The following is a 25249-nucleotide window of genomic DNA, read 5'->3' as shown; positions in this document are numbered from 1 at the left end:
ATAAATTTAAAATTAATAAAAATATTCATCACAAGAATTGGTCTTTTTTGAATGAGATAGTTTTTAAATCTATTGAGTTAATTTTATTTGTAAACTATGATGAAATTTGACTTAGATAGATTAACAAAGATGTTATTCAAATTTTAAGTCATGAAAAAAGAGCAAAAACACGAAACCGACTATATACAGAAATATCAAGATGAAGGCTATACAGCAAATTTTTTATTTGATAACGCCAGCCTAATCGATACTGATACAAAGTACGCTTATCAGCCAGACGAAATTTATATTGTAGCCCATCACAGATATGAAGGTATGAGCGACCCAGATGATATGTCAATATTGTATATTATTGAAACAAAAGATCATATAAAAGGAACTCATTTGCTAGGTTATGGCCCAACAGCAGATTTAGATGAAGCCGAATTTTTTAAAGATATTCCGAAAAAGAATTATTCAAAAAATGCCGATGTAAGTGAACTTACTTAAGATTTTTTTTAGGTTCTAAGATTCTAAGATTCTGAGATTCTAAGGTTTTCTTAGCTAAAAACAATCCTTTTTGCATTGTCATTTGATCTAAAATTAATAACCTTATAGTCTTAGGACTTTAGACTCTAAGTCCCTTAAAAAATGAAGATAAAATAAATAGGTATTTTTATTTTGCTGAGGAGCAGTTGTTCCAGATTTATCTGGGGCAGCTGTTTTTTTTTGAGGTTCTGAGGGGCTAAGGTTCTGAGCTTCTGAGATTTTTTTTAAAGAAAATTATTCTTTACGTATGTTATTTGGACAAAAATAAAAAAGCCTTAGAACCTTAGCCCCTCAGAACCTTAGTCCCTTATAAAATAAAAATTATGAAATATCTGACTGAAATTGTGTAAGGGTTTGATTTACAATTAATACGAAATTTGAATTATACAAAATGAGAATTATTATTCAGCTCATTTATATAAAACTAATTAAGTATTGATTACTTTGTAAAACCAAACCAAAATGAAAAAACTATACATAAACAATGGGGAATTTGATACTGTTTTTAATGACCTTAAAGATAGTTTTAACGGCACATTAAGTGCTCAAAACAATGAATATAATTTAGATATTCAATCAAAATGGACTAAAGGTTCTATAAAAGGAAACCGTTTTGATGATAAGATTTTGTTTATGCATTTTGATTTGGTTTTTCATCAGGATGTAAGTTTAAGTATTGAGGCATTTCAATCGGCTCCTGTATTTTTTGTTTATTGTGAAAACGGAAAAGTATGCCACAGTTTTGGCGCTAACGGAGAAAAGAAAATCGTGGGTAAAAACCAGTCGGCAGTTTTAAATAATTCCTCTGTAATTAATAGTGTTTTATATTTTGAAAGCCATAAACGTATTCAGTTTACTTTGTTAGGAATGCCGACAGTGGAGAATAGAAACACACCTTTAGTTTCTCAGGTAAAACAGCATTTTACAAATGATTCTGGAAACTATATTTACATTGGAAAAGAGAATGCAAGAATTTCAAAAAAGATTCAGCAATATAAAACAATGCCCGAGAAAGGTATAGTAGGAACGCTTCTTAAAAAAAGCATTTTGAATCATATTGTAGAGATGGAGGTAGAGCAGCACGCTTTTAATTATTTAAAAACATTTGATCCAATTGTGGATATTGTTGTTCGTCAAATTGCTGAAATCAAACGAATTTCAGCCATGAGTTTTTCTGAAGTATTTACTTCTTTCAAGCTTTTCAGAGCCAAACATCATTGGTCATTTAAGCTTTATAACCAAAAATTAGCTAGCTGAGAAGCAACATATATTTTGTCTTAAGATTCATTTCTAAGACGCTAAGATTCTGAGATTCTGAGATTCTAAGTTTTTTTAAACTGGTGTCTCAGAGTTTTTTTTATGACTCTAAGATGCTGAGACTCTAAGATTTTTTAGCTTAGGATCTTAGCATCTCAGCATCTTAGAAACTCAGACTACTCTTTTTCGTAATAAATTATAAAATAGACCATCACTAGATTTAGACATAGCGAAACACTATTCGTGATTATGATTGGTAAATCTTTTTTTAAAATTCCATAGATAATCCAAACAACTATTCCAAAAGTCAGTATTCCAAAAGTCTTGAGTGAAATATCCTTTACTTTCTTAGTTTTCCAAACTTTTAAAATCTGAGGAATTGTAGATATGGTGATGCATCCTCCTGCAAATAATCCTATAATGTCGATATAGTTCATTTTTTTAATTTCTAAGATTCTAAGATGCTGAGGCGCTAAGGTTTTTTCTTATCCTCCAACCAATTCCCCTCCATTAATATGAATAAATTGTCCTGTAATATAACTGCTGTCCTCGCAGGCCAAAAACACATAGGCTGGCGCAACTTCTGATGGCTGTCCGGCTCTTCCCATCGGATTGTCTTTTCCAAAATCTGAAATTTTATCAAAACTAGCCACAATCAACGGTGTCCAGATAGGCCCTGGCGCAACACCGTTTACTCTGATTTTTCTTTTTGCAAGCATAGCGGATAGCGATTTGGTAAAACTAACGATTGCGCCTTTTGTGCTGGCATAATCTACTAAATGTTCACTGCCTCTATAAGCCGTTACTGAGCTTGTGTTGATAATAGTGTCATTTTCATTTAGAAGTGGCAGCACCGCTTTTGTTACATAGAAATAGGGATATATATTGGTTTCAAAAGTTTTCTGAAGCTGTGCCGCAGTAATTTTTTCTAATTCATTTTGCGGAAATTGAACTGCAGCATTATTAACCAAAACATTTATTTTTTTAAATGTACTGATGCATTTTTTAACGGCACTTTTGCAGAATTTCTCATCCTTTAAATCACCACTTATTAAAAGGCATTGCTGGCCTTCTTTCTCAATTAATTCTTTTGTTTGCAGTGCATCTTTGTCTTCTTTTAAATAGACAATCGCAATATTCGCACCTTCTCTGGCAAAATGAACTGCGACACTGCGCCCTATACCACTGTCACCGCCTGTTATAAAAGCGACTTTACCAAGAAGCTTACCGCTTCCAGCATAATTTTTACGTATTATTTCGGGTTCGGGATGCATTAAATATTCATTTCCGGGAAGTTCCTGTTTTTGTTCAGGAAATGTTTTAACCTTTTTCATAATAGTTTAAGTTATCGTAATTCATTTGTAATTTAGATAGTTTTCTATCAGTAGATTAACTGAAATAATTTTAAGATTATCTCAAAAAATGCGATTTTCTTAAACATGGGAATTATATAACGAATTAGATTTTTGATGAAAAATAATTTTAACTTTTCTTTATAAATTTGAAAGTTGAGCTTTGGCTGTCCAAAATAGGATCAGATGTTTTGGATAACGCCAACGCTTAGTATTTCAAACCAAAACAAATTCTTAACGCTTTTACCCCATACGGCATGGTATTGATTGTAGACGATATAAAGGCAAATATTATTGCCTTAAAAAAAACATTAGAGCTGCATAATATCGATGTCGATACCGCCGAATCTGGTGAGGAAGCCCTGAGGAAAATTTTAAAAACAAATTACTGCCTCATTATTATGGATGTTCAAATGCCAGGACTTGATGGCTTTGAAGTGGTAAAAATCCTTTCAGGAAATAAACGGACAAAAGATATTCCGGTTATATTTCTTTCTGCTTTAAATATCGAAAAAAAATACATTTTTAAAGGTTATGAAACGGGTGCGGTGGAGTATATCACAAAACCTGTTGATACCGATTTGCTGATGCTGAAGGTAAAAACCTTTATTAAAATCTACGAACAGCAAAATGAACTGAAAGGCATTAAAGATCTTCTTTCAAAAGAAATAAAAATCAGAAAAGAAGCGCAGGATAATCTTGAAATTAAAATTGCCGAAAGAACAAAAGAATTGGTTTTGAAAAATGAAGAGTTAGAGATGAAAAACCACGAACTGCAACAGTTTGCCTGGGTTGTTTCGCACGATTTGAATGAGCCGATTCGAAAAATTCAAATCTTTATAAAAATTATCAAAGACCTTTATTTAAGTGCCGATGAAAAAGCAGTTGATTATGTGGACCGTACTATTAAATCGGCTGAAAGAATGCAGACATTGATTACGGATCTTTTAGCATATTCGCGATTATCAGCGCAAGTCAAACCGGAAAGTACCGATTTAAATGTCGTTTTGCAGGAAGTGCTTTCGGATTTTGATTATTTGATTGATCGAAAGAATGCAACGATCAAAACTTCTGAACTCCCAACAATTGACAGTATTCCTAGCCAGCTTCGTCAGGTTTTTCAAAACCTGATTGGAAATGCCATTAAATTCTCAGGTGCAAATGAACCTCCACTCATCGAAATTACTTCAGAATTAATTGCCACTAAATCTTTTGACAGCGCGACTTCACCAGATGGAAAATTCTGCAGAATTACAGTAAAAGACAATGGAATTGGTTTTGACGAAATTTATCTAGATCGAATTTTTATCATTTTTCAAAGTTTAAATGACCGTCAAACGTATGAAGGAACCGGAATTGGTTTAGCGATTGCAAAAAAAATCATAGAAAAACACAACGGATTAATCACTGCTAGAAGCGAAGTAGGCAAAGGTGCGAGCTTTATTATTGTACTTCCTTTAAAATATGAATAAACAGAAATTATATATGAAGAATAATTTTAAAAGAAATCTGCTAATAAGTTCTTTAGTTTCGTTATTAGTACTTACCATTAGCTCTGTTGCGTCGTTTATAAGCATTCAAAGCTTGCTGCATAGCAATTTCTGGGTCAATCACACTCAGGAAGTTATTTATAATTTAAACGAAGGTTCAGCAATTATTACAGAGGCGCAGACAAATATGCGAGGCTATTTGATTACTGGCGACGAACAGTTTGTAGACAGATACAACGATTCTGAGGCTAAATCCAATGCTTATTTTGATAAATTGGACGAACTTACAGTTGATAATCCTTCGCAACAAAAACTTTTGAAAGAACTGCGTGATATGCGTGCTAGTTTTTTTAAATATTTGAACAATCAGATAGTCAAAAAACGTCTTGGAAAAGATGCCTTGATTTTTGATTTAAATGAAGGCAGAAAAATGATGAATGATCTGCGTGCGGTCATTAAAAAAGTTGAAGCTACAGAGCAGGGACTTTTAGCAGAACGCAACGCAAATTCAGAAAAATATGGCAATTACAGTTTAATATTGATCATTGTTGCCTTTTTTATTGCGTTTATTATTTCCATTGTTTTCTTGTTCCGAATTCTTAAAGATTTTAACGAACGTGTGGCTTTACAAATTGAATTAGAGAAAAAAGATTTTGAAACGGCTCAAAGAATTGAAGCAATCAGTACAATTGCTACCAATATTTCAAATGGAAATTATGACATTCGCGTTGATGACACAAAAGCAGATGCACTTGGAAGTGTTGGAGAATCGCTGAACACAATGGGTGTTAATCTTAAAAAGTCATTCGATTTGCTGTCGCAGAAAGAATGGCTTCAAACAGGGATTGCCGATTTGAATAATACAATGTTAGGCGAAAAACCATTACAGAAATTATCAAAAGATATTATAGAATTTTTATGTAACTATACCAACAGCAGCGCAGGTGTTATGTATGTGATAGATGGAGATGAACTTGCGACTGCGGCTGGTTACAGTTATATACCAAGCAAAAACAGAGAGCGTATCAAAAAGGGCGAAGGTCTTATTGGTCAGGTTATGATTTCTGGTAAAATGTTAGAACTAAAAACGTTAACTCCAGATGACATTCAGATTAATTATGCTTTAGGACAAATTAAACCTACTCATGTTGTCGCATTTCCTTTAATAGATAATAAAATGGAAGGTGCTATTGAACTGGCAAGTATTTATGGATTCTCAGAACTGCATTTAGAATTTTTGAGAATGGTTGCCAACAACATCGGAATTGCATTAAGATCGACTCAAAACAGAAAACGAGTGCTGGAACTGCTCGAAGAAACACAATCACAATCGGAAGAACTTCAGGTACAGCATAGTGAACTTGAGGCTATTAATGCCGAATTAGAAGCGCAGACAGAAAAACTTCAGGCTTCTGAAGAAGAACTTAGGGTTCAGCAGGAAGAATTGGAACAAACCAATGAAGAATTGTCTGAAAGAAGTGTTTTATTGGAAGAAAAAAACAATGAAATTCAGAAAAAATCCGAAGCTCTAGAACTGACGACACGATACAAATCGGAATTTTTGGCCAATATGTCGCACGAGCTAAGAACGCCGTTGAACTCAATTCTTCTTTTAAGCCGATTATTGTCTGAAAACAATAATAACAGCATGAACAATGAAGAGATTGAATTTGCAAAAGTGATTCAGAGTTCAGGAAACAGTTTATTAGGTTTAATTGATGAAATTTTGGATTTATCCAAAATTGAAGCCGGTAAAATGGAATTGGAATTTTTAGATGTTTCGACTAAAGAGATTACAGACACACTTTGGAACTTGTTTAATCTCGTTGCAAAAGAAAAAGGAATTGAATTTGAAATTATTTCTAAAGAAGCGCCAATTGTCATTAAAACAGATAAAATGCGCTTGGAACAAATTTTGAAAAACCTGATTTCAAATGCAATTAAATTTACTGAAAAAGGAAAAGTAAGCCTTGAAATTAAAATTAATACAGATGACGAAAAAATAATCTGCTTTATTGTAAAAGATACAGGAATTGGAATTCCGTTAGAAAAACAACCACTTGTTTTTGAGGCTTTCCAACAAGCAGACGGATCAACAAAACGAAAATATGGTGGAACAGGTTTAGGATTGTCGATCAGCAGGGAATTGGCAAAATTATTAAAAGGAGAAATTATACTGCACAGTAAAGTGAATGAGGGAAGCTCATTTACATTATGTCTGCCCGTTTTTGGATCGGCATATAATAAAATAAATGTTGAAAAAATTCCGCCAACTGATTTTACAGAAGTAGAGGAAGAAGAACCAGCTTCTGAAAAAAAATACATTAGTCTTGTAATTCCAGCTGAAATTGAGGATGATCGAAATTCAATTCGCGAAGGCGACAAGGTAATTTTAATTGTTGAAGATGATGTGAATTTTGCAAAATCACTTTTGGCTTTTACACGTCAAAAAGGATATAAGGGTGTTGTTTCAGTTCGCGGTGATTATGCATTGAATTTCACCGTGCTCTATAAACCAGTTGGGATTTTGCTTGATATTGAACTTCCTGTAAAAAGTGGCTGGGAAGTTTTGGAAGAATTAAAAAATCATTCCGAAACAAAACATATTCCGGTGCATATCATGTCTTCACACAAATTAAAGCAGGAAAGTTTGCTAAAAGGTGCTGTTGACTTTTTAGATAAACCAGTAGCTTTTGAAAAAATTCCTGACGTGTTTTTGCGAATCGAACATATTATAAATAAAGAAGCACAAAAGGTTTTAATTATTGAAGATAACCCGAAACATGCTAAGGCTTTAGCTTATTTTTTAGAAACATACAGTATTAACTCAGAGATTAAAAGTGAAGTTTCTGACGGGCTTCAGGCTTTAAATAAAACTGAAGTAGATTGCGTAATTTTGGATATGGGAATTCCTGATAAACAGGCGTATCAAATTCTAGACGGCGTGAAAAAAAATCCGGGCTTGGAGAATTTGCCTGTGATTGTTTTTACAGGAAAAAGTTTATCGCTTAAGGAAGAAGTAAAAATTAAAAAGTACGCCGATTCAATTATTGTGAAAACGGCACATTCGTATCAAAGAATGCTAGATGAAGTTTCTCTTTTTCTGCATTTGGTCGAAGATAAAAAAGAAGGAAAAGACAAAAAGGAAGGACATAAAAAGCTAAATTTACTGAATAACATTCTGCATGATAAAAAAGTCCTGATTGTTGACGATGATGTCCGAAACATTTATTCGCTTACAAAAGCTTTAGAAGTATTTAAAATGAATATTATTACAGCTTTTGACGGAAATGAAGCCATAAAAATTCTGAATGAAAATCCAGATACAGATGTAATTTTATTAGACATGATGATGCCTAATATGGACGGTTATGAAACAGCAGAGAAAATTAGGGCAAATCCGAAATTTTTGAATCTGCCATTAATTGCCGTTACAGCAAAAGCCATGACAGGAGACAGAGAAAAATGTATAAAAGCCGGAGCATCAGATTATATAACAAAACCGGTTGATGTTGACCAGCTACTTTCGTTACTGCGAGTTTGGCTTTACGATAAAGTATAAAAGTAAAACGCCACGAATTACACAAATTGACACAAATACAATTGGTATTTTTTAATTAAAAATTAGTGAAAATTAGTGTAATTCGTGGCAAAAAAATATAAGAGTTTATGAGTAAAAAACGACTTTTAATTGTAGATGACGATTCTAGGAATATTTTCGCATTGACGCATACTTTACGCGTCAAGTCTTACGATTGTTTGTCTTGTACAAGTGCTGAAGAAGCTTTAAAGCTACTTAAATCGGATGAAAAGGTTGATGCCGTTTTATTGGATATGATGATGCCAGAAATGGATGGTTATGATGCAATTCCGTTAATAAAAGCGATTCCTTCAAGAACATCTCTTTTTGTTATTGCAGTAACGGCTCAAGCTATGACGGGCGATAAGGAAAAATGTTTAGAGGCTGGGGCAGATGATTACATCTCAAAACCAGTAGATGTTGATAAATTACTGCTTATTTTAAGCAGAATTTGAGCTAAAATTTGAAAGGAATATGATTGAGGATATTGAGCTAGAGACGCTTATCAACGAAGTTTATGAATATTATGGTTTTGATTTTGGAAGTTATTCCAGAGCTTCGCTAAAAAGGCGTGTGAACCGAATTTTTCATTTAGATGGTTTTACGCATTTTCATGAATTTCTTTCCAAAGTCCGCTCAGATCCCGAATATTACAAAAGAATGGTGGACGAAATTACAGTTAATGTAACTGAAATGTTTCGTGATCCTTCATTTTACAGTGTCTTGAGAAATGAAATTTTACCACTTTTAGGAACAAAACCTTTTATTAGATTGTGGCACGCCGGATGCTCAACCGGCGAAGAAGTCTATTCGATGGCAATAATGCTCAAAGAGGCAGGCTTGCTTCATAAATCTTTAATTTACGCGACTGATATTAATGCGACCGTTTTAGAAACAGCCAAAAAAGGGATTTTTCCGCTTCGAATGATGAAAGAGTATTCACAAAATTATCGTGACGCTGGAGGTCAAGAAGATTTTTCAAGTTATTACACAGCAAACTACGGAATAGCAAAGTTTAATGGCGATCTGGCTGAAAAAATGGTTTTCTCGCAACACAATCTCGTTTCAGATACTTCTTTCAATGAATTTGATATGATTTTGTGTCGCAACGTTTTAATTTATTTTGATGCTGATTTGCAAAAACGCGTAATCAATTTATTTGACGAAAGTTTAGCTGTTTTAGGTTTTTTGGCTTTGGGTACAAAAGAAACTATAAAATATTCGATTGCTCCAAATAAATACAAACAATTGGATAAAGATAAAATATGGAGGAAATTAAAATAATATCAAATTGTAAAGTAGTTATTATTGGAGGATCGGCCGGAAGTTTGAATGCTTTAATGCTTATTTTGCCAGAGCTGATCACACTCAATGATTTTGCACTTGTAATTGTGCTTCACAGAAAAAGCACAGACGAGCAGACTTTAGAGGATTTAATTTCACTAAAATCAAACATAAAAGTAAAGCCAGTTGAAGACAAAACACCGCTTTTGCCTGGATTTATTTATATAGCACCATCAAATTATCATTTATTGTTTGAAAAAGACGGAATATTGGCTTTAGATACTTCCGAGAAAATAAACTACAGCCGTCCGAGTATTGATGTTTCTTTTGAATCGGCGGCCGAAATTTATGGATCGTCTTTGATCGGAATTTTATTTTCAGGTTCAAATGCAGATGGAACTGAAGGTTTAAAAGCTATTAAAGCATCTGGCGGAACAATCGCCGTTCAAAATCCGCTTTCTGCAGAAATGCCTTTTATGCCTAATAATGCTATTTTATATACAGATCCTGATTTTGTTTTAAACACACAGGAAATACTTCATTTTATTGCATCAATAAATACAAAATTAGACCAATAGATGTAATTATTTTTAACACATAGAAACATAGTTTTAAATGTGTAAAAAAGAATACGAAAAGAAACTAGGTTTCTCACACATAAGCTATGTTTATTTTAAAAAAGTGAAACGCCTTTAACCGCAGAGAAATCCTATGTTTCTATGTGTTAAATTTTTTTTAAGCGCAAATACAAATGTAAATAAAGGAGAACTTAATTTTTTGGCGGTGCTTTTTCATCTTCAGGAAGAATAATTTTATTCAATTCCGCTTCTTTTTCTGCTTTTCTTTGAGCTGCTTTTCCTTTGCCAATAGGTATTCCGGCCGTAATGTACCAAGATCTGTTGTACTGATTATTTGGTCCGTCGCCTTTCATAACAGTTACCAGGCCATAGTAGTATTGAACCGTAAAATTAAGGCCGTTTCCAACGTTTAAATGATAACCCAAACCTGCTGCAAGCCCGGCATCAATAACATGAATTTGATCGCGTATGTTTTTTTTGTAAAGAATATCGTCTTTCTCATATTCATTTTTGAATTCATCAAAGGCTTTTGCTAATAAACCAAACTGTGGTCCGGCTTTTACATAAATATTATTTTTGAACTGATATTTAATTAATATCGGAACATTAAAATAACGTATTTCACGGTTCACGCTGCCGCCGGCAAATGTATTGTCTAAATTTGCATCTCCAGTAGGATAGACCGGAATTCCCTGTGCACCCATAGGAGATTTTACAATTACACCAGTATTAATCATCCAAGCTGGATTTTTTCTTGACCTAAAGTCAAAGTAAAAACCAAGATTAAAACCAGGATTTGTTCCCGAAGAATCCATATTTGAAATAGTAGAAAAATTTACGCCGCCTTCTAAACCAAATTCTAAAAACTCAGAGTTAAGTTTATCTCCAAAAATCAAGGAAATTAAAACTTGCGATTGGGCCGAATTGATGCAAAAGAAAGTAAAAACGATTAATAAAATCTTTTTCATAAAATGGATGATTTACAGTCCAAAGCGATATTGCAAACTTCCCAATACTTGAGTACGGGTTCCTAAAAAACCACATTCAGCACGAAACATAAAATGTTTATTGAATTGATACTGCGACCCAACAATAAAGTTCCACATATCTTTTGGTCTTTTTTGAAGCGAATACTGAACAGATGAATCGGAAGCCGTGCTCAATGCGCCGTCCAGAGTTGCCAGAAATGTTCCTGCTCTATCTAAAGCTCTATCGGCAGTATTATGTTTGGCTATATTAACCGGATTTTTTTGTTCAGCTGGGCTCAAGCCGTCCCACCAGTTATCTACTTTTGTTTGGTTTTCAGCTACTTTTTGAAGACCGCTGTCTACTTTAGCCTGTGCACTGCTTAGGTCAATAAAGTCAGACAAAGGCAAATCGCCATTTGTATCTCCAGAAATATGAACTCTGAAGCCTCCAACCCAAACTGCTATGTTTTGTTCTGGTTTATTGAATTTAAAAGTTTTACCTAATCTTGGTCCAAAAATATAGGAGAAAGCAGGTTTGTCAAGAGAACTGATATCAGTCCAGGCCATGTTCATATCAAGTGCGAGCCAACCTCCGCCAATACCAATTGTAGGAGTCATACCGATACCAAAAGTAGTAGCATCAAAATTTGCTTTGGTACTGAAATTTGCAATTTCAGACCAGTTATTATCGGCGTCTGGAACATAGATACCGGCATTTATTTTAGTTGCTGTATTTGCTTTTCCAAAAATTCCATAAATATTTAAAAAAGGAAGCAGCCATATATCAGGACGAATTGTAAGTGCACCAGCTTCAACTGTTGATTTATCAAAACGTACAATTTCATCTAAGTTATATTGAGGACCATGATTAAAACCAATATTTAAATCATTGATCACAATTTCGGATTCCTGCCAAAAATAATTAACGGAAACTCCTGCAGAATAAGGAAGTTTGTATCCTTTTTGAGCTACTTTTTCTCCCCAGATTGGAAGAGCGTAAGGATATTTTTCGACTTTAAGACTGTCTTTTAAATCTTCATTTTTTTTTCCTACAATTTTATCGGTGTAAACCTGCCCGAAAATTTGCATGCTAAATAATAATAAAAAGGCTGATATAAATGTATTACATTTCATTGATTTGAGTGTTTTAATATTAATTAATAAACTGCGAAAAATAAATATGTACTAATAATTATGGGGTAATCTTTTTATTGGGTGTGCTTAGCGTAGGTTTTTTTAATTTTGTTTAAGGCTTAATAATGTGTTAATTAATGTTAAAGTTAACGAAATTTTCTTACCTCTTGTAAAATTTTTTAAGAAAGTGTAAATTAGGTTAAAAAATAGATAGATTGTTTATAAAAATGAATTTGAGGTTTGCTATTATGAATATCAAAAATTTATATTTATAAAAATAAATAGTAATTTTACAAACATGAAATGGATTGCAGCTTTATTATCAATTTATTTGATGGCACTTTCAAATATGCCCTGCGCAGATATGGAAGTGAATAGCGCTATGCATAAAACAGCTCAATTTTCTTCTGAAGAAAATCATTCTCACGACAAAGACAATGATTTATGTTCTCCATTTTGTGTCTGCAATTGCTGTGGCGCTCAGGTCTTGAGTTACCAGCCTTCGATAACTTTTGAGTTTTCTAAATCATGCAGTAAAATAGCTGTTGCATTACCAACTTATAATTCTGTTTTTATTTCCGATTTCTACGGAAGTATTTGGCAACCTCCTCAAATAGCATAATGATTGCCTCCCGATAGCTTCGGGAAGGAATAGAGACGTGTGGACTTTCCACAAATTTTTCAGGTAAATTATTGCCTAATTTCTCATGTCATTATATATTTCAAATGCTAGATAAAATCATTCAATTTAGTATACGAAACAAATTCGTTATACTATTATTTACCCTTGTTTTAATAGCTTGGGGAAGCTTTTCGCTTAAAAATTTACCGCTCGATGCGTTGCCTGATGTTACCAATAACCAGGTTCAGATTATTACAACTGCACCAACATTAGCAAGTCAGGAAGTCGAGCAATTAATTACATATCCGCTGGAAAGAGCTGTAAAAACAGTTCCAGATATTATAGAACTCCGCAGTATTTCCCGTTTCGGGTTATCTGTCGTTACCGTTGTTTTTGAAGACAATGTAGATATTTACTGGGCGCGTGAACAAATTTTTCAGCGTTTAAAACAAGCCGAAGAAAATATTCCCGATTATGTAAATTCTCCCGAATTAGCGCCAATTACTACAGGTTTAGGAGAAATATACCAATATGATGTTTATGCCAAAAAAGGGTACGAAAACAAATACAGTGCGATAGAATTAAGAACGATCCAAGATTGGATTATTAGTCCTCAATTACAGGGAATCCGAGGCGTTGCGGATGTCAGTACTTGGGGCGGAAAACTAAAGCAATACGAAATTGCCGTTAACCCAAATATGCTGAATAGTCTGGGCGTAACCATTACTGAAATCTTTGAAGCCTTAGAAAAAAACAACCAAAATACTGGCGGAGCTTACATAGAAAAAGATCAATATACCTATTTTATTCGTGGTGTCGGAATGGCAAAAGGAGTAAAGGATCTCGAAAATGTAGTAGTAAAAAACAGGAACGGTTCGCCGGTTTTAGTTCGTAATGTGGCTGAGGTTCGTGAAGGCGTTGCATTGCGTTACGGCGCTTCTACAAAAGACGGAAAAGGCGAAATTGTATCCGGTTTGGTTTTAATGCTGAAAGGTGAAAATTCAAGTGCTGTAGTTGATCGAATTCATGAAAAAATGGCCCAGATTAATAAAAGTCTGCCAGAAGGAGTGGTTGCCGAAGCTTTTATTGACAGAGGAAAACTGGTTGATAATTCAATAAAAACAGTAAGCAAGAATTTATTAGAAGGAGCGTTGATTGTCATTTTTGTTCTGATTTTGTTTTTAGGAAATCTCCGTGCCGGATTAATTGTAGCTTCCGTAATTCCATTGGCCATGTTATTTGCTGTTATTCTTATGAATGCTTTTGGCGTAAGCGGGAATTTAATGAGTCTTGGCGCTATAGATTTCGGAATTATTGTCGATGGGGCTGTAATCATTGTTGAAGCCACAATGCATCATCTGCAGAAAATCAAAAATAAAAAAGAGCTGACACAGGAAGAAATGGATGAAGAGGTTTATAATTCGGCTTCAAAAATTAGAAACAGTGCTGCTTTTGGAGAAATTATTATTTTGATTGTGTATCTGCCTATTCTTGCTTTGATTGGTACCGAAGGAAAAATGTTCAAACCAATGGCAATGACAGTTGGTTTTGCCATTATTGGGGCGTTTATTCTTTCGCTGACTTATATTCCGATGATGAGTGCTTTGTTTCTATCTAAAAAAACAGAACACAAATCTAATTTCAGTGACCGAATGATTTCTTGGTTAGAAAACATTTATACACCTTTTTTGCATAAAGCTTTGGCGTTTAAAAAAGTGGTTCTTTCACTTGCGGTTGGTTTATTTGCTTTGGCATTTATTATTTTCCAAAATATGGGAGGCGAATTTATTCCGACTATCGAAGAAGGTGATTTGGCTATAAATGCAACAATTATGACCGGAAGTTCGCTTACGCAGATGGTGGAGACGGCCACAAAATACGAACAGATTCTAAAAGCTAAATTTCCTGAAATCGAAACCATCGTCACCAAAATTGGAAGCGGTGAAATCCCGACCGATCCCATGCCGATTGAAAGCGGTGATTTAATAATTGTTTTGAAAGACAAAAAAGAATGGAAAGGAAAATACCATAATTGGGAAGAAATAGCCAATGCGATGAAAGAAGAAATGGAAGTAATTCCAGGTGCCAATATTGAGATTTCGCAGCCCATTCAAATGCGTTTTAACGAATTAATGACCGGAAGCCGATCTGATATTGCGATCAAGATTTTTGGTGATGACTTGGAAATCCTAGACGCTAAAGCTTCAGAATTAATTTCGAAAATAAAAGGTATTGAAGGTATTGGAGATTTAAAAGCCGATAAAGTAAATGGATTGCCTCAGATTACCGTGAAATATGATTATGATAAAATTGCATTGTACGGACTCAATATTTCAGATATCAACCAGATTATCCGTTCTTCCTTTGCCGGCGAAAGCGCTGGGAAAATCTATGATGAAAGCAAAAGATTTGATGTAGTGGTACGAATGGACGAAAATAATAGGGCTGATATTACAGATGTCAGCAACCTGTTTATTCCGCTTCCAAATGGCCAGCAGGTGCCTCTTTCTCAGGTAGCTTCGGTCGAATATGAACAAGGCCCGGTGCAGGTTATCCGCGAAGACGGAAAAAGAAGAATTACAGTTGGTTTAAATGTTCGCGGAAGAGATATTAAAAGTGTAGTCGAAGAAATTCAGCAAAAACTGGATAAAAACTTTAATCTTCCTGTGGGTTATTACGTAACGTATGGCGGTCAGTTTGAGAATTTAATTAAAGCTTCGGAAAGACTTTCTGTGGCATTGCCAATTGCTTTAGGGCTGATTTTGGTACTGCTTTATTTTACTTTCAAAAGTGTAAAACAAGCATTGTTGATTTTTACTGCAATTCCGTTGTCAGCAATTGGAGGTGTTTTTGCGCTTTCGCTGCGAGGAATGCCGTTTAGTATTTCGGCAGGAATTGGTTTTATAGCCTTGTTTGGGATTGCCGTGCTCAACGGAATTGTATTGATTTCGTATTTCAATCAATTGAAAACCGAAGGAATTTTAGATCCGTTTCAACGAATTCTTATTGGAACCAAAACCAGATTACGTCCTGTTTTAATGACGGCGGCCGTGGCTTCATTAGGATTTCTGCCGATGGCATTATCGACAAGTGGCGGAGCAGAAGTACAAAAACCTCTAGCAACCGTAGTTATCGGCGGATTAGTCTCAGCAACTTTATTGACCTTAATCGTTTTACCGATTTTGTATTTAATGCTGGAGCTTAGGTTTAACCGCAAAGACCGCAAAGATTTACGCAAAGACCGCTAAGAAATTTTAAAAGAGAGAAAAATGAATTCAATATATAAAACGCAGCACACAACCTTTGCGAACTTTGCGAAAAAAACCTTGCGAACTTTGCGGTTAAGCACATTCCTATTGGCAAGCACAGTAACATTTGCACAACAATCAATTAGTCTTGAAAAAGCAATAGAACTCGCCAAATCAAACAATATCGACTTAAAAATAGCCGATAAAGAAATTGAAAAGCAAACCGTTTTAAAGAAAACGGCTTTTCAGCCAGATCCTTTACAAGTACAATATCAAGGCGGTCAGTTTAATAGCGCCGATTTTGATCATAATGTTTCGGTACAGCAATTTTTTCCGTTAGGAAATGTCACAAAAGCCAACAGACAGTTGCAGGAAGAATTAGCAAAACTCGCTGAAAAACGAAAAGCCTTGTCATCTTATGAAATTGAAAAAGCAGTGACTTTGGCGTATTATCAATATTTGTACGGCGTTTCGATTCAAAAACTAAACGCAGAGTTGAATGATATTTATACCAAATTCTTAAAAAATGCAGAACTCCGATTCAAAACAGGAGAAAGTGGAAACATTGAAGTTATTAGCGCGAAAGCCAAAGTGAAAGAAATTGCAACACAAAAAGCACAATTAGAGTACGATTTGGCAATTTACCAGAAACAGCTTCAGTTTTTTGTTCAAACGGATCAAAATATAATTCCAGATGAAACGATTTCCTTAAAGTATTCATTTATAGAAACTCAAGATTCAAAAGCTGAAATATTACTATCAGATTTTTATCAGCAGCAGATTTCAGTTTATCAAAAAGAAGTCGGGACATTTAAAGCATTGCGAACACCAAAAGTTGGTTTAGGTTATTTTGCCCAAACGATAAATACGGAATCTTTGTTTCAAGGTTTTACGGCAGGATTACAGATTCCGCTGTTTGGAGGTGTTAATACAGCTAAAGCAAAAGCATCTGAAATAAGCATTTCGCAGTCACAATTGGCATTGGATAAAAATAAAATTATCCTGAATCTACAAAAAGAAGAATTGCAGAATAATTTTCAGAAACAGCAGAGAAACTTGGATTATTATCAAAATGAGGGACTGCAATATGCCAATCAAATTATTGAAACTGCGCAGAAAAGTTATGCAAACGGCGATATGAGTTATTGGTCGTATATCAGTTTTTTAAATCAGGCGATCGATATTAAAAAACAATATGCCGAAGCGACTCACAGCTATAATCAAAGTGCCATCGAATTGCAATTCCCAACCATCAAAAACAATTAATCATGAAAATAGATTTAACCGCAATGTTCGCAAAGATTTTAACGCAAATTTCGCAAAGAAAATTAGCCTATAGCTTACTGCTTATTGCCTACTGCGGAATGTTGAATTCCTGCAATGAAAAGAAAGCCGAAGAAACAAAAGAAGAAGAAAAGTCAACTACAGAAGTTGCATTAACCGAATCGCAATACAAAACCGTAGGAATTGAAACCGGATTTGTTGAAGATCGAAACTTGAATAAAATCATCAAAGCAAATGGTTATACAACAGTTCCGCCGCAAAACTCTGCTGAAGTTTCGACTTTAATTGGTGGGACGGTCAAGGATATTTATGTTTTGGAAGGAACATATGTAAATAAGGGAAAAGTCTTGGCAACAATTCAGAATTTGGAAGTAATTGAAATGCAGGAAGAATATCACTCGGCGACAGCTAATATTGAATATTTGCAGTTAGAATACAATCGTCAGAAAACGTTGAGCGATGAAAATGTAAATCCGAGGAAAATATTTCAGGAAGTGAAAGCCAAATTAGCGACGGAAAGAGCCCGTGCGCAGGCAGCAAAAAATAAATTAGAAGCGCTGCATGTTGCTACGAAAGGAAGTTCATCTTTGGTTCCAATTGTAGCACCAATAAACGGTTACGTTGGGAAAATAAATATTGCCAAAGGTGCTTTTGCAAATACTGGAGTTTCGTTGTTTGAAGTAGTTGACAATAGTCAAATGCATTTGGACTTGAATGTTTATGAGAAAGATTTAGGTTCCATTTCAGTGGGTCAGGTAATTGATTTTGTATTAACAAATCAGTCCAATAAATCAATTAAAGGGAAGATTTTCGGAATTAATAAATCATTTTCGAATGAAAGCAAAACCGTTGCTGTTCATGCTAAAATTGATCCTGCAGACGCCAAAGGATTGATTCCGGGAATGTATGTTTCGGCAAATATCAATATTACAAATACTACGGTTCCGGCTTTGCCAAAAGATGCAGTGGTCAAAAATGCCGATAAGTATTTTGTTTTTGTACAGCAAGAAGGAAATATCGAAGAAGAACAGGAACATAAAGAAGCTAAAAATGAAAAAGCTCATGAAAAAGAAATTCATTTTAAAGCAATTGAAGTGATTCCGGGAACAACAGATTTAGGTTTTACAGAAGTTAAGTTTGTAGATAAAATTAATTCGGATTCTAAAATCGTTACCAAAGGTGCTTTTTATCTGCTCTCAGCAATGAAGGGCGGAGGCGAGCATGAGCATTAGATTTTTTTTGGAAGGTTCTAAGGTTCTGAGGTGCTAAGGGACTAAGTTTTCTCTCATTTTATGTCATTTTTACGGAGGAGAAATCTTCGCAAGAAGCTCGACAAAGATTGGATTTTAGGAACGGAGTTACTGGCGAAGATTTCTCCTCCGTCGAAATGACAAATCGTGCGTTTAATCATTATTTTAATAAAAAACTTTGCCACAAAAGCTGTAAATTTAGAACATAATTAAAATAAAGTTTAAACTTGAAACTTTCCCATGATACATCAAGATAAAGAAGTAAAAAATATAAAAAACAAACCCAAAACATCCTGTTGCTGTTCGCATGATGAACCAATACATGCAGCAACTGACGGACATAATCACGAAGGACACGACCACGAACATAATACAGATGGCAGTTTGTTTAAACTATTCATGCCATCTATTATATCTTTTGTTTTGCTGTTGATTGGAATTGGTTTTGATCATTATTTTCCGCAAAATTGGTTTACCGGAATTGTTAGAATTGCTTGGTATGTGATTGCATATCTTCCTGTAGGGCTTCCAGTTTTGAAAGAAGCCTATGAAAGCATTGTCAAAGGCGACGTTTTCTCTGAGTTTTTTTTGATGTGTATCGCTACAATAGGCGCATTTGCCATTGGCGAATATCCGGAAGGTGTTGCGGTTATGCTGTTTTATACTATTGGAGAAAATTTTCAGGGAATGGCGGTGAAGCGAGCAAAATCAAGTATTAAAAGTCTCTTGGATCAACGTCCTGATGAGGTAAATATTTTAGAAAACAATATTGCGATAAAAGTCAAAGCCAAAGATGTTCAAATTGGAGCTATTATTCAGCTTAAAGCAGGAGAAAAACTAGGTTTGGATGGGGAATTATTGTCGGATTCGGCTTCGTTCAATACCGCAGCTTTAACGGGAGAAAGCAAACCCGATACTAAAAAGAAAGGCGATACGGTTTTGGCCGGAATGATTAATGGAACCACGATTGCAGAAGTAAAAGTAACAACCGCTTATAACGACAGTAAATTGTCTAAAATTCTGGAATTGGTGCAAAATGCTACAACAAAAAAAGCGCCAGCAGAATTATTCATTCGAAAATTTGCTAAAATTTATACGCCAATTGTAGTTTATCTGGCAATCGCAATCTGTTTGCTTCCAATGTTTTTTGTAGATAATTATATTTTTGCTGATTGGCTTTACAGGGCTTTGGTGTTTCTGGTAATTTCTTGTCCCTGTGCTTTGGTTATCAGCATTCCGTTGGGTTATTTTGGCGGAATTGGCGCAGCAAGTAAAAACGGAATTCTCTTTAAGGGAAGTAATTTCCTTGACAGTATTTCGAAAATTCAGAATGTTGTGGTTGATAAAACAGGAACTATGACCGAAGGCGTTTTTAAAGTGCAGGAAGTTATTATAAAACCTGATTTTGATAAAGAAGAAATTCTAAAATTGATAAACGTTTTAGAAAGCCGAAGCACGCACCCCGTTGCAACTGCAATTCATAATTATATAGGACAAATTGATTCTTCTATCGAACTGAAAGATATTGAAGAGATTTCTGGGCATGGGCTAAAAGCTGTTTATAACGAAAAAGAGCTGCATGTTGGGAATTTCAAACTGCTGGATAAATATGCTATTTCGTATGATACTGATCCATCGTCAATTGTTTACACGACAATTGCAATTGCTTACGACAAAAAGTTTGCTGGCTATTTAACGATTGCCGATGAAATTAAGGACGATGCTCAGGAAACAGTTTCAAAACTAAAATCTTTAGGCGTAAAACTAACGATGTTGAGCGGTGACAAAACCAATGTCGTTCAATTTGTTGCTGATAAACTCGGGATTTCGAAAGCTTTTGGTGATTTGCTTCCAGAAGATAAAGTCAATAAAGTAAATGAAATTAAAACTAAAAATGAAACCGTTGCTTTTGTAGGTGACGGTGTAAATGATGCGCCTGTAATCGCTTTAAGTACCGTTGGAATTGCGATGGGAGGCTTAGGAAGCGATGCGGCAATCGAAACTGCCGATATTGTCATCCAGGATGATAAACCTAGCAAAATTGCAATGGCAATCAATATCGGGAAACAAACTAAAAAAATAGTATGGCAGAATATTACTTTGGCTTTTGTTGTAAAAGCATTTGTCTTGATTCTTGGAGCGGGTGGACTCGCAACAATGTGGGAAGCCGTTTTTGCCGATGTTGGAGTAGCTTTGCTGGCAATTTTGAATGCCGTTAGGATTCAAAGGATGAGATTTTAGAAAAAAATGCGGTGATTAAATTATTTAGTCACCGCTTTTTTTATCTTTTAATTAAAATGATCTTTAGAAAATTGTTCGCAAAACTCTTTTATAGTTTGTCTTACAGTTCTAAATTCCTGTAGAATTTCTTCTTCATTTCCAATTGCTTTTGCTGGATCATTAAAATTGTAATGCAGTTTTATGGCTTTTGAAGGAAAGAATGGACAACGTTCTTTTGCATTATCACAAACCGTAATTACAAAGTCAAAATCGATATTTTGATATTCTTCAATATGATTTGAAGTGTGATTAGAAATGTCGATTGCATCTTCTTTCATTGTTATAATTGCTCTTGGGTTGACACCATGAGTTTCTACACCGGCACTGAAAACTTCGGCTTTTTTGCCTAAAAAGTGTTTTAAGTAGCCCTCAGCAATTTGACTTCTGCAGCTATTTCCTGTGCAGAGTACTAGAATCTTTTTTGTCATAATTTAAACGAATAACCAAATGATATTGATAATGCAGAATTTTGGATCAAAGCCAAAAATAAGCTGCAGTACAATTACAGATGTTGTGATAATGATAGGTTTTTTGTATTTAATTATTTTCTGCTTCATGATTAACAACAGCCCGAGTTTGGCGTACAGCTGTTTGCCTCGTTTTTATGCAATTCAGTTAAAGCTATTTTTTGTTTAGGTGAAGGAATTTTGCATGCATCTTGTGCCAGACAAGCGGTAGTTTTGTTTTTTAAAATAAAATGATTTCCATTGAATTCTAAATCATATCTGCCAATTGTTTCGTTTTGATATTCTACCTCAATCTCGAAATCCTGAATCTTTAATTTTTCTTCTGATAGCTGAATGATATGTAAAAGTTTGCCTGGTTTCAATCGGTGTTCATAATCGTCTGCATTCCACAATTGAAAGTTTACCGCGTTTTCATTTCGTATAACACCTCCACAATCAATAAAGTTTTTAGTAGTGATTCCAACTTCGGTTACATGAAAATGCTCAGGAACAAAAGTTCCGTTTTCTAATTGAAATGCAACATTTTCCAAATTTGGAAGAATGGCTTTAATTTCTGAAAGTTTCATAATTTTTTATTTATAGTTATAATGCAATATTGCGATATAGATGATGAAAAAAATGCTTTTAGCAGCATTTTTGATTTTTTGTAACAGCAATAATATTTGAAAAATAGGTATTTAAAATATCAAATGTCGACTCATCAATACAATAACAAATCGCATTTCCTTCGATATTTCCTTTTATCAGTCCGGCATTTTTAAGTTCTTTAAGATGTTGTGAAACTGTAGGCTGAGCAAGTGGGAGCTCATTTACAATATCACCGCATATACATTCATTTACCTTCAATAGATATTCTATAATTGCAATTCTCGCAGGATGTCCCAAAGCTTTTGCTATAGTTGCAATCTGATTTTGCTTTTCAGTAAAATGTTCTGTTTTAGTAGCTCCCATTTTTTATTTATTTTAATATAGCAATATTACGATATTAATTCTTTAAAAACAAAAAGATTAAAATATTTACTTTTCAAATGTTATTGAAAATTTCGATCAATCTTTCTTCGGTATAAAAACTTTTAAATTCAGTTTCGGCCATTAGTTTTTTCTTCTCTAAATCCTCTCTATAAAAAAGCAAGGTTAAAAAATCTAGTGAAATACTTCGATATTGTTCTTCATTTGTCTCATTGTAAATTTTCGCAAATAAAACTGCAGCTTCATAATTTTGTTCACTCGACATACCGCCTAAAATCATTGAGGCGTTGTTGTAGTTGTCGTATACTTTTTGAAAATCTTTTGATTTGCAGTATTTTTTAGCTTCATTAATAAGTTGTAAAACATCATCTAGATCTTTTGAATCATTTTTTAAAGCCTGTTCAGAAGAAATATTAAAATATTGAAATCCGTAATTTAAAGCATAAATTTTTAAAGGAAGAAGTCCAAAATCAGCCCGTCTTTTATCTGCTGAATCTTCTTTTATGATGGGTCTGAAGCTTGACGCTTTTCCGTTTTTTGTCCAATTTACTTGCGTTCCGTACGTTTGTTTGTAGTTAAGATTGCATTGTACCCTGTCATATAAAAAAGCATAATTTTCGAGATCAATTTCTTTCGTGCCAACTAATTTTTCCATTTTAGCTAAAGCCATTTTTTGAAACCGAATATCTTGATCAGCGTGCTGTACAATCAGCCAGAAATTATTCTGCCCATCTTTTCCTATTTCAGATATTTTAGGCCAATTGTATTTTTTTATAATCTCTTTGGCTTCAGTTAAATTTTTATGATCTAAAGCATTGATTTCTTTATTTAAAGCTTTTATCTGAATAGGATCTTTAGTCTGGCTTTTTATAAATCTTAGCTTTTGATCCTGAATTGTCATCAGATTAATTTGTTTTCGAAGTGCAGGAAACTTCAGTGTTTTCGAATAGTGTTCTTCGTTTAAAATCGCTCTTTTTTCGATTAATTTCCATTCCTCTGGAAAATCAGTTCGCAGGAAATCAAAATAAGGATCAATTAATAAAGCGTCTGTTTCTGTCCAGCCTTTATCCAAAGCAATATTTAAGTACTTTAACGCTTCATTTTTATTTTTATCCAATGCAAAAACGCCCGCGGTTTTATAAGCATTTAGAGCATCAGGCTTTTGCAATAAAAATGCTTTTTCAAAAGTTAAAATGGCATTTTTATAATCTTTCTGTAAATGGAATAAGGAAGCTTCGGCAATTAATGCCTGATAATTATAATCTGTTTGTGCTTTTGAAGTAAAACAGCTGAAAAGTAATAGCGCAATAAATATACATCGTTTCATTTTAACGGTATTTTTTTAATATGCTAAAGCGAAAATACAAATTTAAATTTCAATTAAATATGTAATAGTTTATTGATTTTTAAATACTTATGGTTTGAAGAATAATAAAAGCCAATTTTCATAAAAGAAAACGGGCTAAGTAGATTTGCAAATAGTTGGATTAATTTAACCGCAAAGCACGCAAAGATTTTAGTATATATACGAACTTCATATAAGCGCAAAGTTCGCAAAGCTTTGTGTAAAAACTTTGCGAACTTTGTACAAATCTTAGCGCTTTTTGCGGTTAAAAAACGTTGCGTTTAAAATTCCACCATCCAAAAACAATCAACACTAAATTAAAAATAAATAACGGCAAAAACGCTTTCATAAAACTCGCTTCAGAGTTATCCTTAAAAGTTTCTACTTTAAATTTCTCCCATTTTTCCTGATTAACTGGAGCGTTGTCGAATATTTTTGGATAAAAATATAAACGCAGTTTTTCGTGAAATTTTGTTGTTTCTTTTAAAAATAAAAGCTGATTTCGCAAGTCAGATTTAGCAATTTCGTTTAACTGAATTTGAGTATGGAGTGTTGGAATAAACTGCGCGATTAACTCGCTCGCTTGATTTCTTTGCTTCAATTTTAATTCTAATTCTTTAGATTGTACGGAAGATTCATCGTCGCCCATTTGTTGCATTGCGTAATACCAAAGCCAGCTGAATTCTTTATCAGGCAAAGGATAATTTTTAAATTGCGGATAATGGTTGTAGAACTTATCCAGTGTTTCCTGTTTATTCATATCCCATTTTTCATGATAGGCATTTCGTTGCGTAAGCGCTAATTCTAAAGCTTCGGGAACTTTGTATTTATTGATGATATACGTATTGATTCCAGCCGGAAGAATAATAATAAGAAAAAGCCAGATTGTCAATAAAATAACGGCATTAAAGTTGGAATTTTTTTGAAATGAAACAATGAAAAAACAAACCGCAAACCAAAACAAAATATACAAAACCGAAAGGCCATAAAACAGAAAAAACGATTTATCAATTGGAATCTGCAAAAAGAAAATCGCAGCTAAAAGTATCAAAGTCAAAAGTACGGTTATACTTAAAATCCTGACATAAAATAGTTTTAAAATGTAGAAAAAGGTATTTGGAGTTTGTGTTGCTACTATTTTCCAAGTTCCTGATTCTTTTTCTTCGGAAATAATATTATACGAAAAAGCAATGATCAAAAGCGGAAAAAGATACAAAAGTACAAAACTAAAATCGATATTTCCGGATAAAAGATTACTCGGATTATTCAATTCTGAGTCGTATTTCTGAGCTTCTAAACCACGAATCGTAACGCTTTGAATAGACGGATTTACATCGCGCTGACCAATTGCTAAACTGTTAATTGGTAGCGTATTATTAACCAATGAAAATTTGATATAGTAGAGGAGAAGCCCAATTTCATCTTTATGAAAAGCAGCATTTCTGGCAATATGTTCTTTTTGATAAAGTGCAGCTTCGGTAATATTGTTTTGTTGTTTTTCCTGAAACTGACGTCCAATTAAAAGGCTTATAAAACCGATAATTAATAAAAAAAGTAAGCCAATTTTGGTACCTTTTGAGCGTATGAAATTTTTAAACAAGAGTACTAACATA

19 protein-coding genes and 1 pseudogene are annotated in these 25249 nt (G+C 34.0%); 11 read left to right on the top strand and 9 right to left on the bottom strand.

What is annotated here, in order from left to right:
* The first annotated feature begins 150 nt into the window (after positions 1 to 150).
* Positions 151 to 489, top strand: coding sequence for a hypothetical protein (locus EV145_RS05650; protein ID WP_133524242.1), 339 nt, complete (start codon positions 151 to 153; stop codon positions 487 to 489).
* Positions 490 to 990: 501 nt separating this feature from the next.
* A complete protein-coding gene (locus EV145_RS05645) occupies positions 991 to 1785 on the top strand; it encodes a hypothetical protein (protein WP_133524241.1) in 795 nt (264 codons plus the stop codon).
* 176 nt (positions 1786 to 1961) lie between these two features.
* On the opposite strand, the gene EV145_RS05640 is transcribed toward EV145_RS05645, so the two are convergent.
* Both EV145_RS05640 and EV145_RS05635 read right to left on the bottom strand, forming a co-directional pair.
* Positions 1962 to 2222, bottom strand: a complete 261-nt coding sequence (locus tag EV145_RS05640) for a SemiSWEET family sugar transporter (protein ID WP_133524240.1) — start codon at positions 2220 to 2222, stop codon at positions 1962 to 1964.
* A gap of 48 nt (positions 2223 to 2270) precedes the next feature.
* Positions 2271 to 3119, bottom strand: coding sequence for an SDR family oxidoreductase (locus EV145_RS05635; RefSeq protein ID WP_133524239.1), 849 nt, complete (start codon positions 3117 to 3119; stop codon positions 2271 to 2273).
* A gap of 275 nt (positions 3120 to 3394) precedes the next feature.
* On the opposite strand from EV145_RS05635, the gene EV145_RS05630 reads away from it, so the two are divergent.
* From EV145_RS05630 to EV145_RS05610, 5 genes are all read left to right on the top strand, one after another.
* Positions 3395 to 4609, top strand: coding sequence for a response regulator (locus EV145_RS05630; RefSeq protein WP_133524238.1), 1215 nt, complete (start codon positions 3395 to 3397; stop codon positions 4607 to 4609).
* A 13-nt stretch (positions 4610 to 4622) separates the two neighbouring features.
* On the top strand, positions 4623 to 8189 hold the full coding sequence (locus EV145_RS05625) for a response regulator (RefSeq protein WP_133524336.1): 3567 nt from the start codon (positions 4623 to 4625) through the stop codon (positions 8187 to 8189).
* Between the two features lie 107 nt (positions 8190 to 8296).
* Entirely contained in the window at positions 8297 to 8662 is a 366-nt protein-coding gene (locus tag EV145_RS05620; RefSeq protein ID WP_133524237.1) for a response regulator, read from the top strand.
* Positions 8663 to 8681: 19 nt separating this feature from the next.
* Positions 8682 to 9491, top strand: coding sequence for a CheR family methyltransferase (locus tag EV145_RS05615; protein ID WP_133524236.1), 810 nt, complete (start codon positions 8682 to 8684; stop codon positions 9489 to 9491).
* The gene (locus tag EV145_RS05610; RefSeq protein WP_133524235.1) at positions 9473 to 10069 is read left to right on the top strand and encodes a chemotaxis protein CheB; all 597 of its coding nucleotides are present in this window, start codon (positions 9473 to 9475) and stop codon (positions 10067 to 10069) included. Before EV145_RS05615 ends, EV145_RS05610 begins: the two co-directional genes overlap by 19 nt.
* Before the next feature lie 191 nt (positions 10070 to 10260).
* Here EV145_RS05610 and EV145_RS05605 read toward each other — a convergent pair whose 3' ends face one another.
* Positions 10261 to 11037, bottom strand: coding sequence for a porin family protein (locus EV145_RS05605; RefSeq protein ID WP_133524234.1), 777 nt, complete (start codon positions 11035 to 11037; stop codon positions 10261 to 10263).
* A gap of 12 nt (positions 11038 to 11049) precedes the next feature.
* Positions 11050 to 12171 carry a hypothetical protein gene (locus EV145_RS05600; protein WP_133524233.1) on the bottom strand — a complete coding sequence of 374 codons (1122 nt, stop codon included), beginning with the start codon at positions 12169 to 12171 and terminating at the stop codon, positions 11050 to 11052.
* A 298-nt stretch (positions 12172 to 12469) separates the two neighbouring features.
* On the opposite strand from EV145_RS05600, the gene EV145_RS05595 reads away from it, so the two are divergent.
* The 4 genes and pseudogenes from EV145_RS05595 (at position 12470) to EV145_RS05575 (ending at position 20816) form a co-directional block, all read left to right on the top strand.
* Positions 12470 to 12793 (top strand): DUF6660 family protein, encoded by a 324-nt coding sequence (locus tag EV145_RS05595; RefSeq protein WP_243739207.1) that lies wholly within the window; start codon positions 12470 to 12472, stop codon positions 12791 to 12793.
* A 104-nt stretch (positions 12794 to 12897) separates the two neighbouring features.
* Positions 12898 to 17307 (top strand): annotated as a pseudogene (locus EV145_RS05590) (CusA/CzcA family heavy metal efflux RND transporter).
* A 2-nt stretch (positions 17308 to 17309) separates the two neighbouring features.
* Positions 17310 to 18557 (top strand): efflux RND transporter periplasmic adaptor subunit, encoded by a 1248-nt coding sequence (locus EV145_RS05580; RefSeq protein ID WP_133524230.1) that lies wholly within the window; start codon positions 17310 to 17312, stop codon positions 18555 to 18557.
* A gap of 258 nt (positions 18558 to 18815) precedes the next feature.
* A complete protein-coding gene (locus EV145_RS05575; RefSeq protein WP_133524229.1) occupies positions 18816 to 20816 on the top strand; it encodes a heavy metal translocating P-type ATPase in 2001 nt (666 codons plus the stop codon).
* A 47-nt stretch (positions 20817 to 20863) separates the two neighbouring features.
* On the opposite strand, the gene EV145_RS05570 is transcribed toward EV145_RS05575, so the two are convergent.
* From EV145_RS05570 to EV145_RS05550, 5 genes are all read right to left on the bottom strand, one after another.
* Positions 20864 to 21283, bottom strand: coding sequence for an arsenate reductase ArsC (locus EV145_RS05570; RefSeq protein ID WP_133524228.1), 420 nt, complete (start codon positions 21281 to 21283; stop codon positions 20864 to 20866).
* Between the two features lie 131 nt (positions 21284 to 21414).
* On the bottom strand, positions 21415 to 21888 hold the full coding sequence (locus EV145_RS05565) for a DUF6428 family protein (protein ID WP_133524227.1): 474 nt from the start codon (positions 21886 to 21888) through the stop codon (positions 21415 to 21417).
* A gap of 58 nt (positions 21889 to 21946) precedes the next feature.
* A complete protein-coding gene (locus EV145_RS05560) occupies positions 21947 to 22273 on the bottom strand; it encodes an ArsR/SmtB family transcription factor (RefSeq protein ID WP_133524226.1) in 327 nt (108 codons plus the stop codon).
* Between the two features lie 73 nt (positions 22274 to 22346).
* On the bottom strand, positions 22347 to 23618 hold the full coding sequence (locus tag EV145_RS05555) for a DUF6624 domain-containing protein (protein ID WP_133524225.1): 1272 nt from the start codon (positions 23616 to 23618) through the stop codon (positions 22347 to 22349).
* A 283-nt stretch (positions 23619 to 23901) separates the two neighbouring features.
* On the bottom strand, positions 23902 to 25248 hold the full coding sequence (locus EV145_RS05550) for a DUF3526 domain-containing protein (RefSeq protein WP_133524224.1): 1347 nt from the start codon (positions 25246 to 25248) through the stop codon (positions 23902 to 23904).
* Position 25249: the final 1 nt, after the last annotated feature.

The sequence above is a fragment of the Flavobacterium sp. 245 genome (assembly GCF_004362055.1).
GTDB lineage: Bacteria > Bacteroidota > Bacteroidia > Flavobacteriales > Flavobacteriaceae > Flavobacterium.
The sequence above is the reverse complement of the archived record's forward strand: the minus strand, read 5'-3'. Positions and strand labels throughout refer to the sequence as shown.

Coding starts and splice junctions, on each gene's coding strand:
- EV145_RS05650 (WP_133524242.1), top strand. CDS start 151: ATGAAAAAAGAGCAAAAACACGAAACCGACTATATACAGAAATATCAA.
- EV145_RS05645 (WP_133524241.1), top strand. CDS start 991: ATGAAAAAACTATACATAAACAATGGGGAATTTGATACTGTTTTTAAT.
- EV145_RS05640 (WP_133524240.1), bottom strand. CDS start 2,222: ATGAACTATATCGACATTATAGGATTATTTGCAGGAGGATGCATCACC.
- EV145_RS05635 (WP_133524239.1), bottom strand. CDS start 3,119: ATGAAAAAGGTTAAAACATTTCCTGAACAAAAACAGGAACTTCCCGGA.
- EV145_RS05630 (WP_133524238.1), top strand. CDS start 3,395: ATGGTATTGATTGTAGACGATATAAAGGCAAATATTATTGCCTTAAAA.
- EV145_RS05625 (WP_133524336.1), top strand. CDS start 4,623: ATGAAGAATAATTTTAAAAGAAATCTGCTAATAAGTTCTTTAGTTTCG.
- EV145_RS05620 (WP_133524237.1), top strand. CDS start 8,297: ATGAGTAAAAAACGACTTTTAATTGTAGATGACGATTCTAGGAATATT.
- EV145_RS05615 (WP_133524236.1), top strand. CDS start 8,682: ATGATTGAGGATATTGAGCTAGAGACGCTTATCAACGAAGTTTATGAA.
- EV145_RS05610 (WP_133524235.1), top strand. CDS start 9,473: ATGGAGGAAATTAAAATAATATCAAATTGTAAAGTAGTTATTATTGGA.
- EV145_RS05605 (WP_133524234.1), bottom strand. CDS start 11,037: ATGAAAAAGATTTTATTAATCGTTTTTACTTTCTTTTGCATCAATTCG.
- EV145_RS05600 (WP_133524233.1), bottom strand. CDS start 12,171: ATGAAATGTAATACATTTATATCAGCCTTTTTATTATTATTTAGCATG.
- EV145_RS05595 (WP_243739207.1), top strand. CDS start 12,470: ATGAAATGGATTGCAGCTTTATTATCAATTTATTTGATGGCACTTTCA.
- EV145_RS05580 (WP_133524230.1), top strand. CDS start 17,310: ATGAAAATAGATTTAACCGCAATGTTCGCAAAGATTTTAACGCAAATT.
- EV145_RS05575 (WP_133524229.1), top strand. CDS start 18,816: ATGATACATCAAGATAAAGAAGTAAAAAATATAAAAAACAAACCCAAA.
- EV145_RS05570 (WP_133524228.1), bottom strand. CDS start 21,283: ATGACAAAAAAGATTCTAGTACTCTGCACAGGAAATAGCTGCAGAAGT.
- EV145_RS05565 (WP_133524227.1), bottom strand. CDS start 21,888: ATGAAACTTTCAGAAATTAAAGCCATTCTTCCAAATTTGGAAAATGTT.
- EV145_RS05560 (WP_133524226.1), bottom strand. CDS start 22,273: ATGGGAGCTACTAAAACAGAACATTTTACTGAAAAGCAAAATCAGATT.
- EV145_RS05555 (WP_133524225.1), bottom strand. CDS start 23,618: ATGAAACGATGTATATTTATTGCGCTATTACTTTTCAGCTGTTTTACT.
- EV145_RS05550 (WP_133524224.1), bottom strand. CDS start 25,248: ATGTTAGTACTCTTGTTTAAAAATTTCATACGCTCAAAAGGTACCAAA.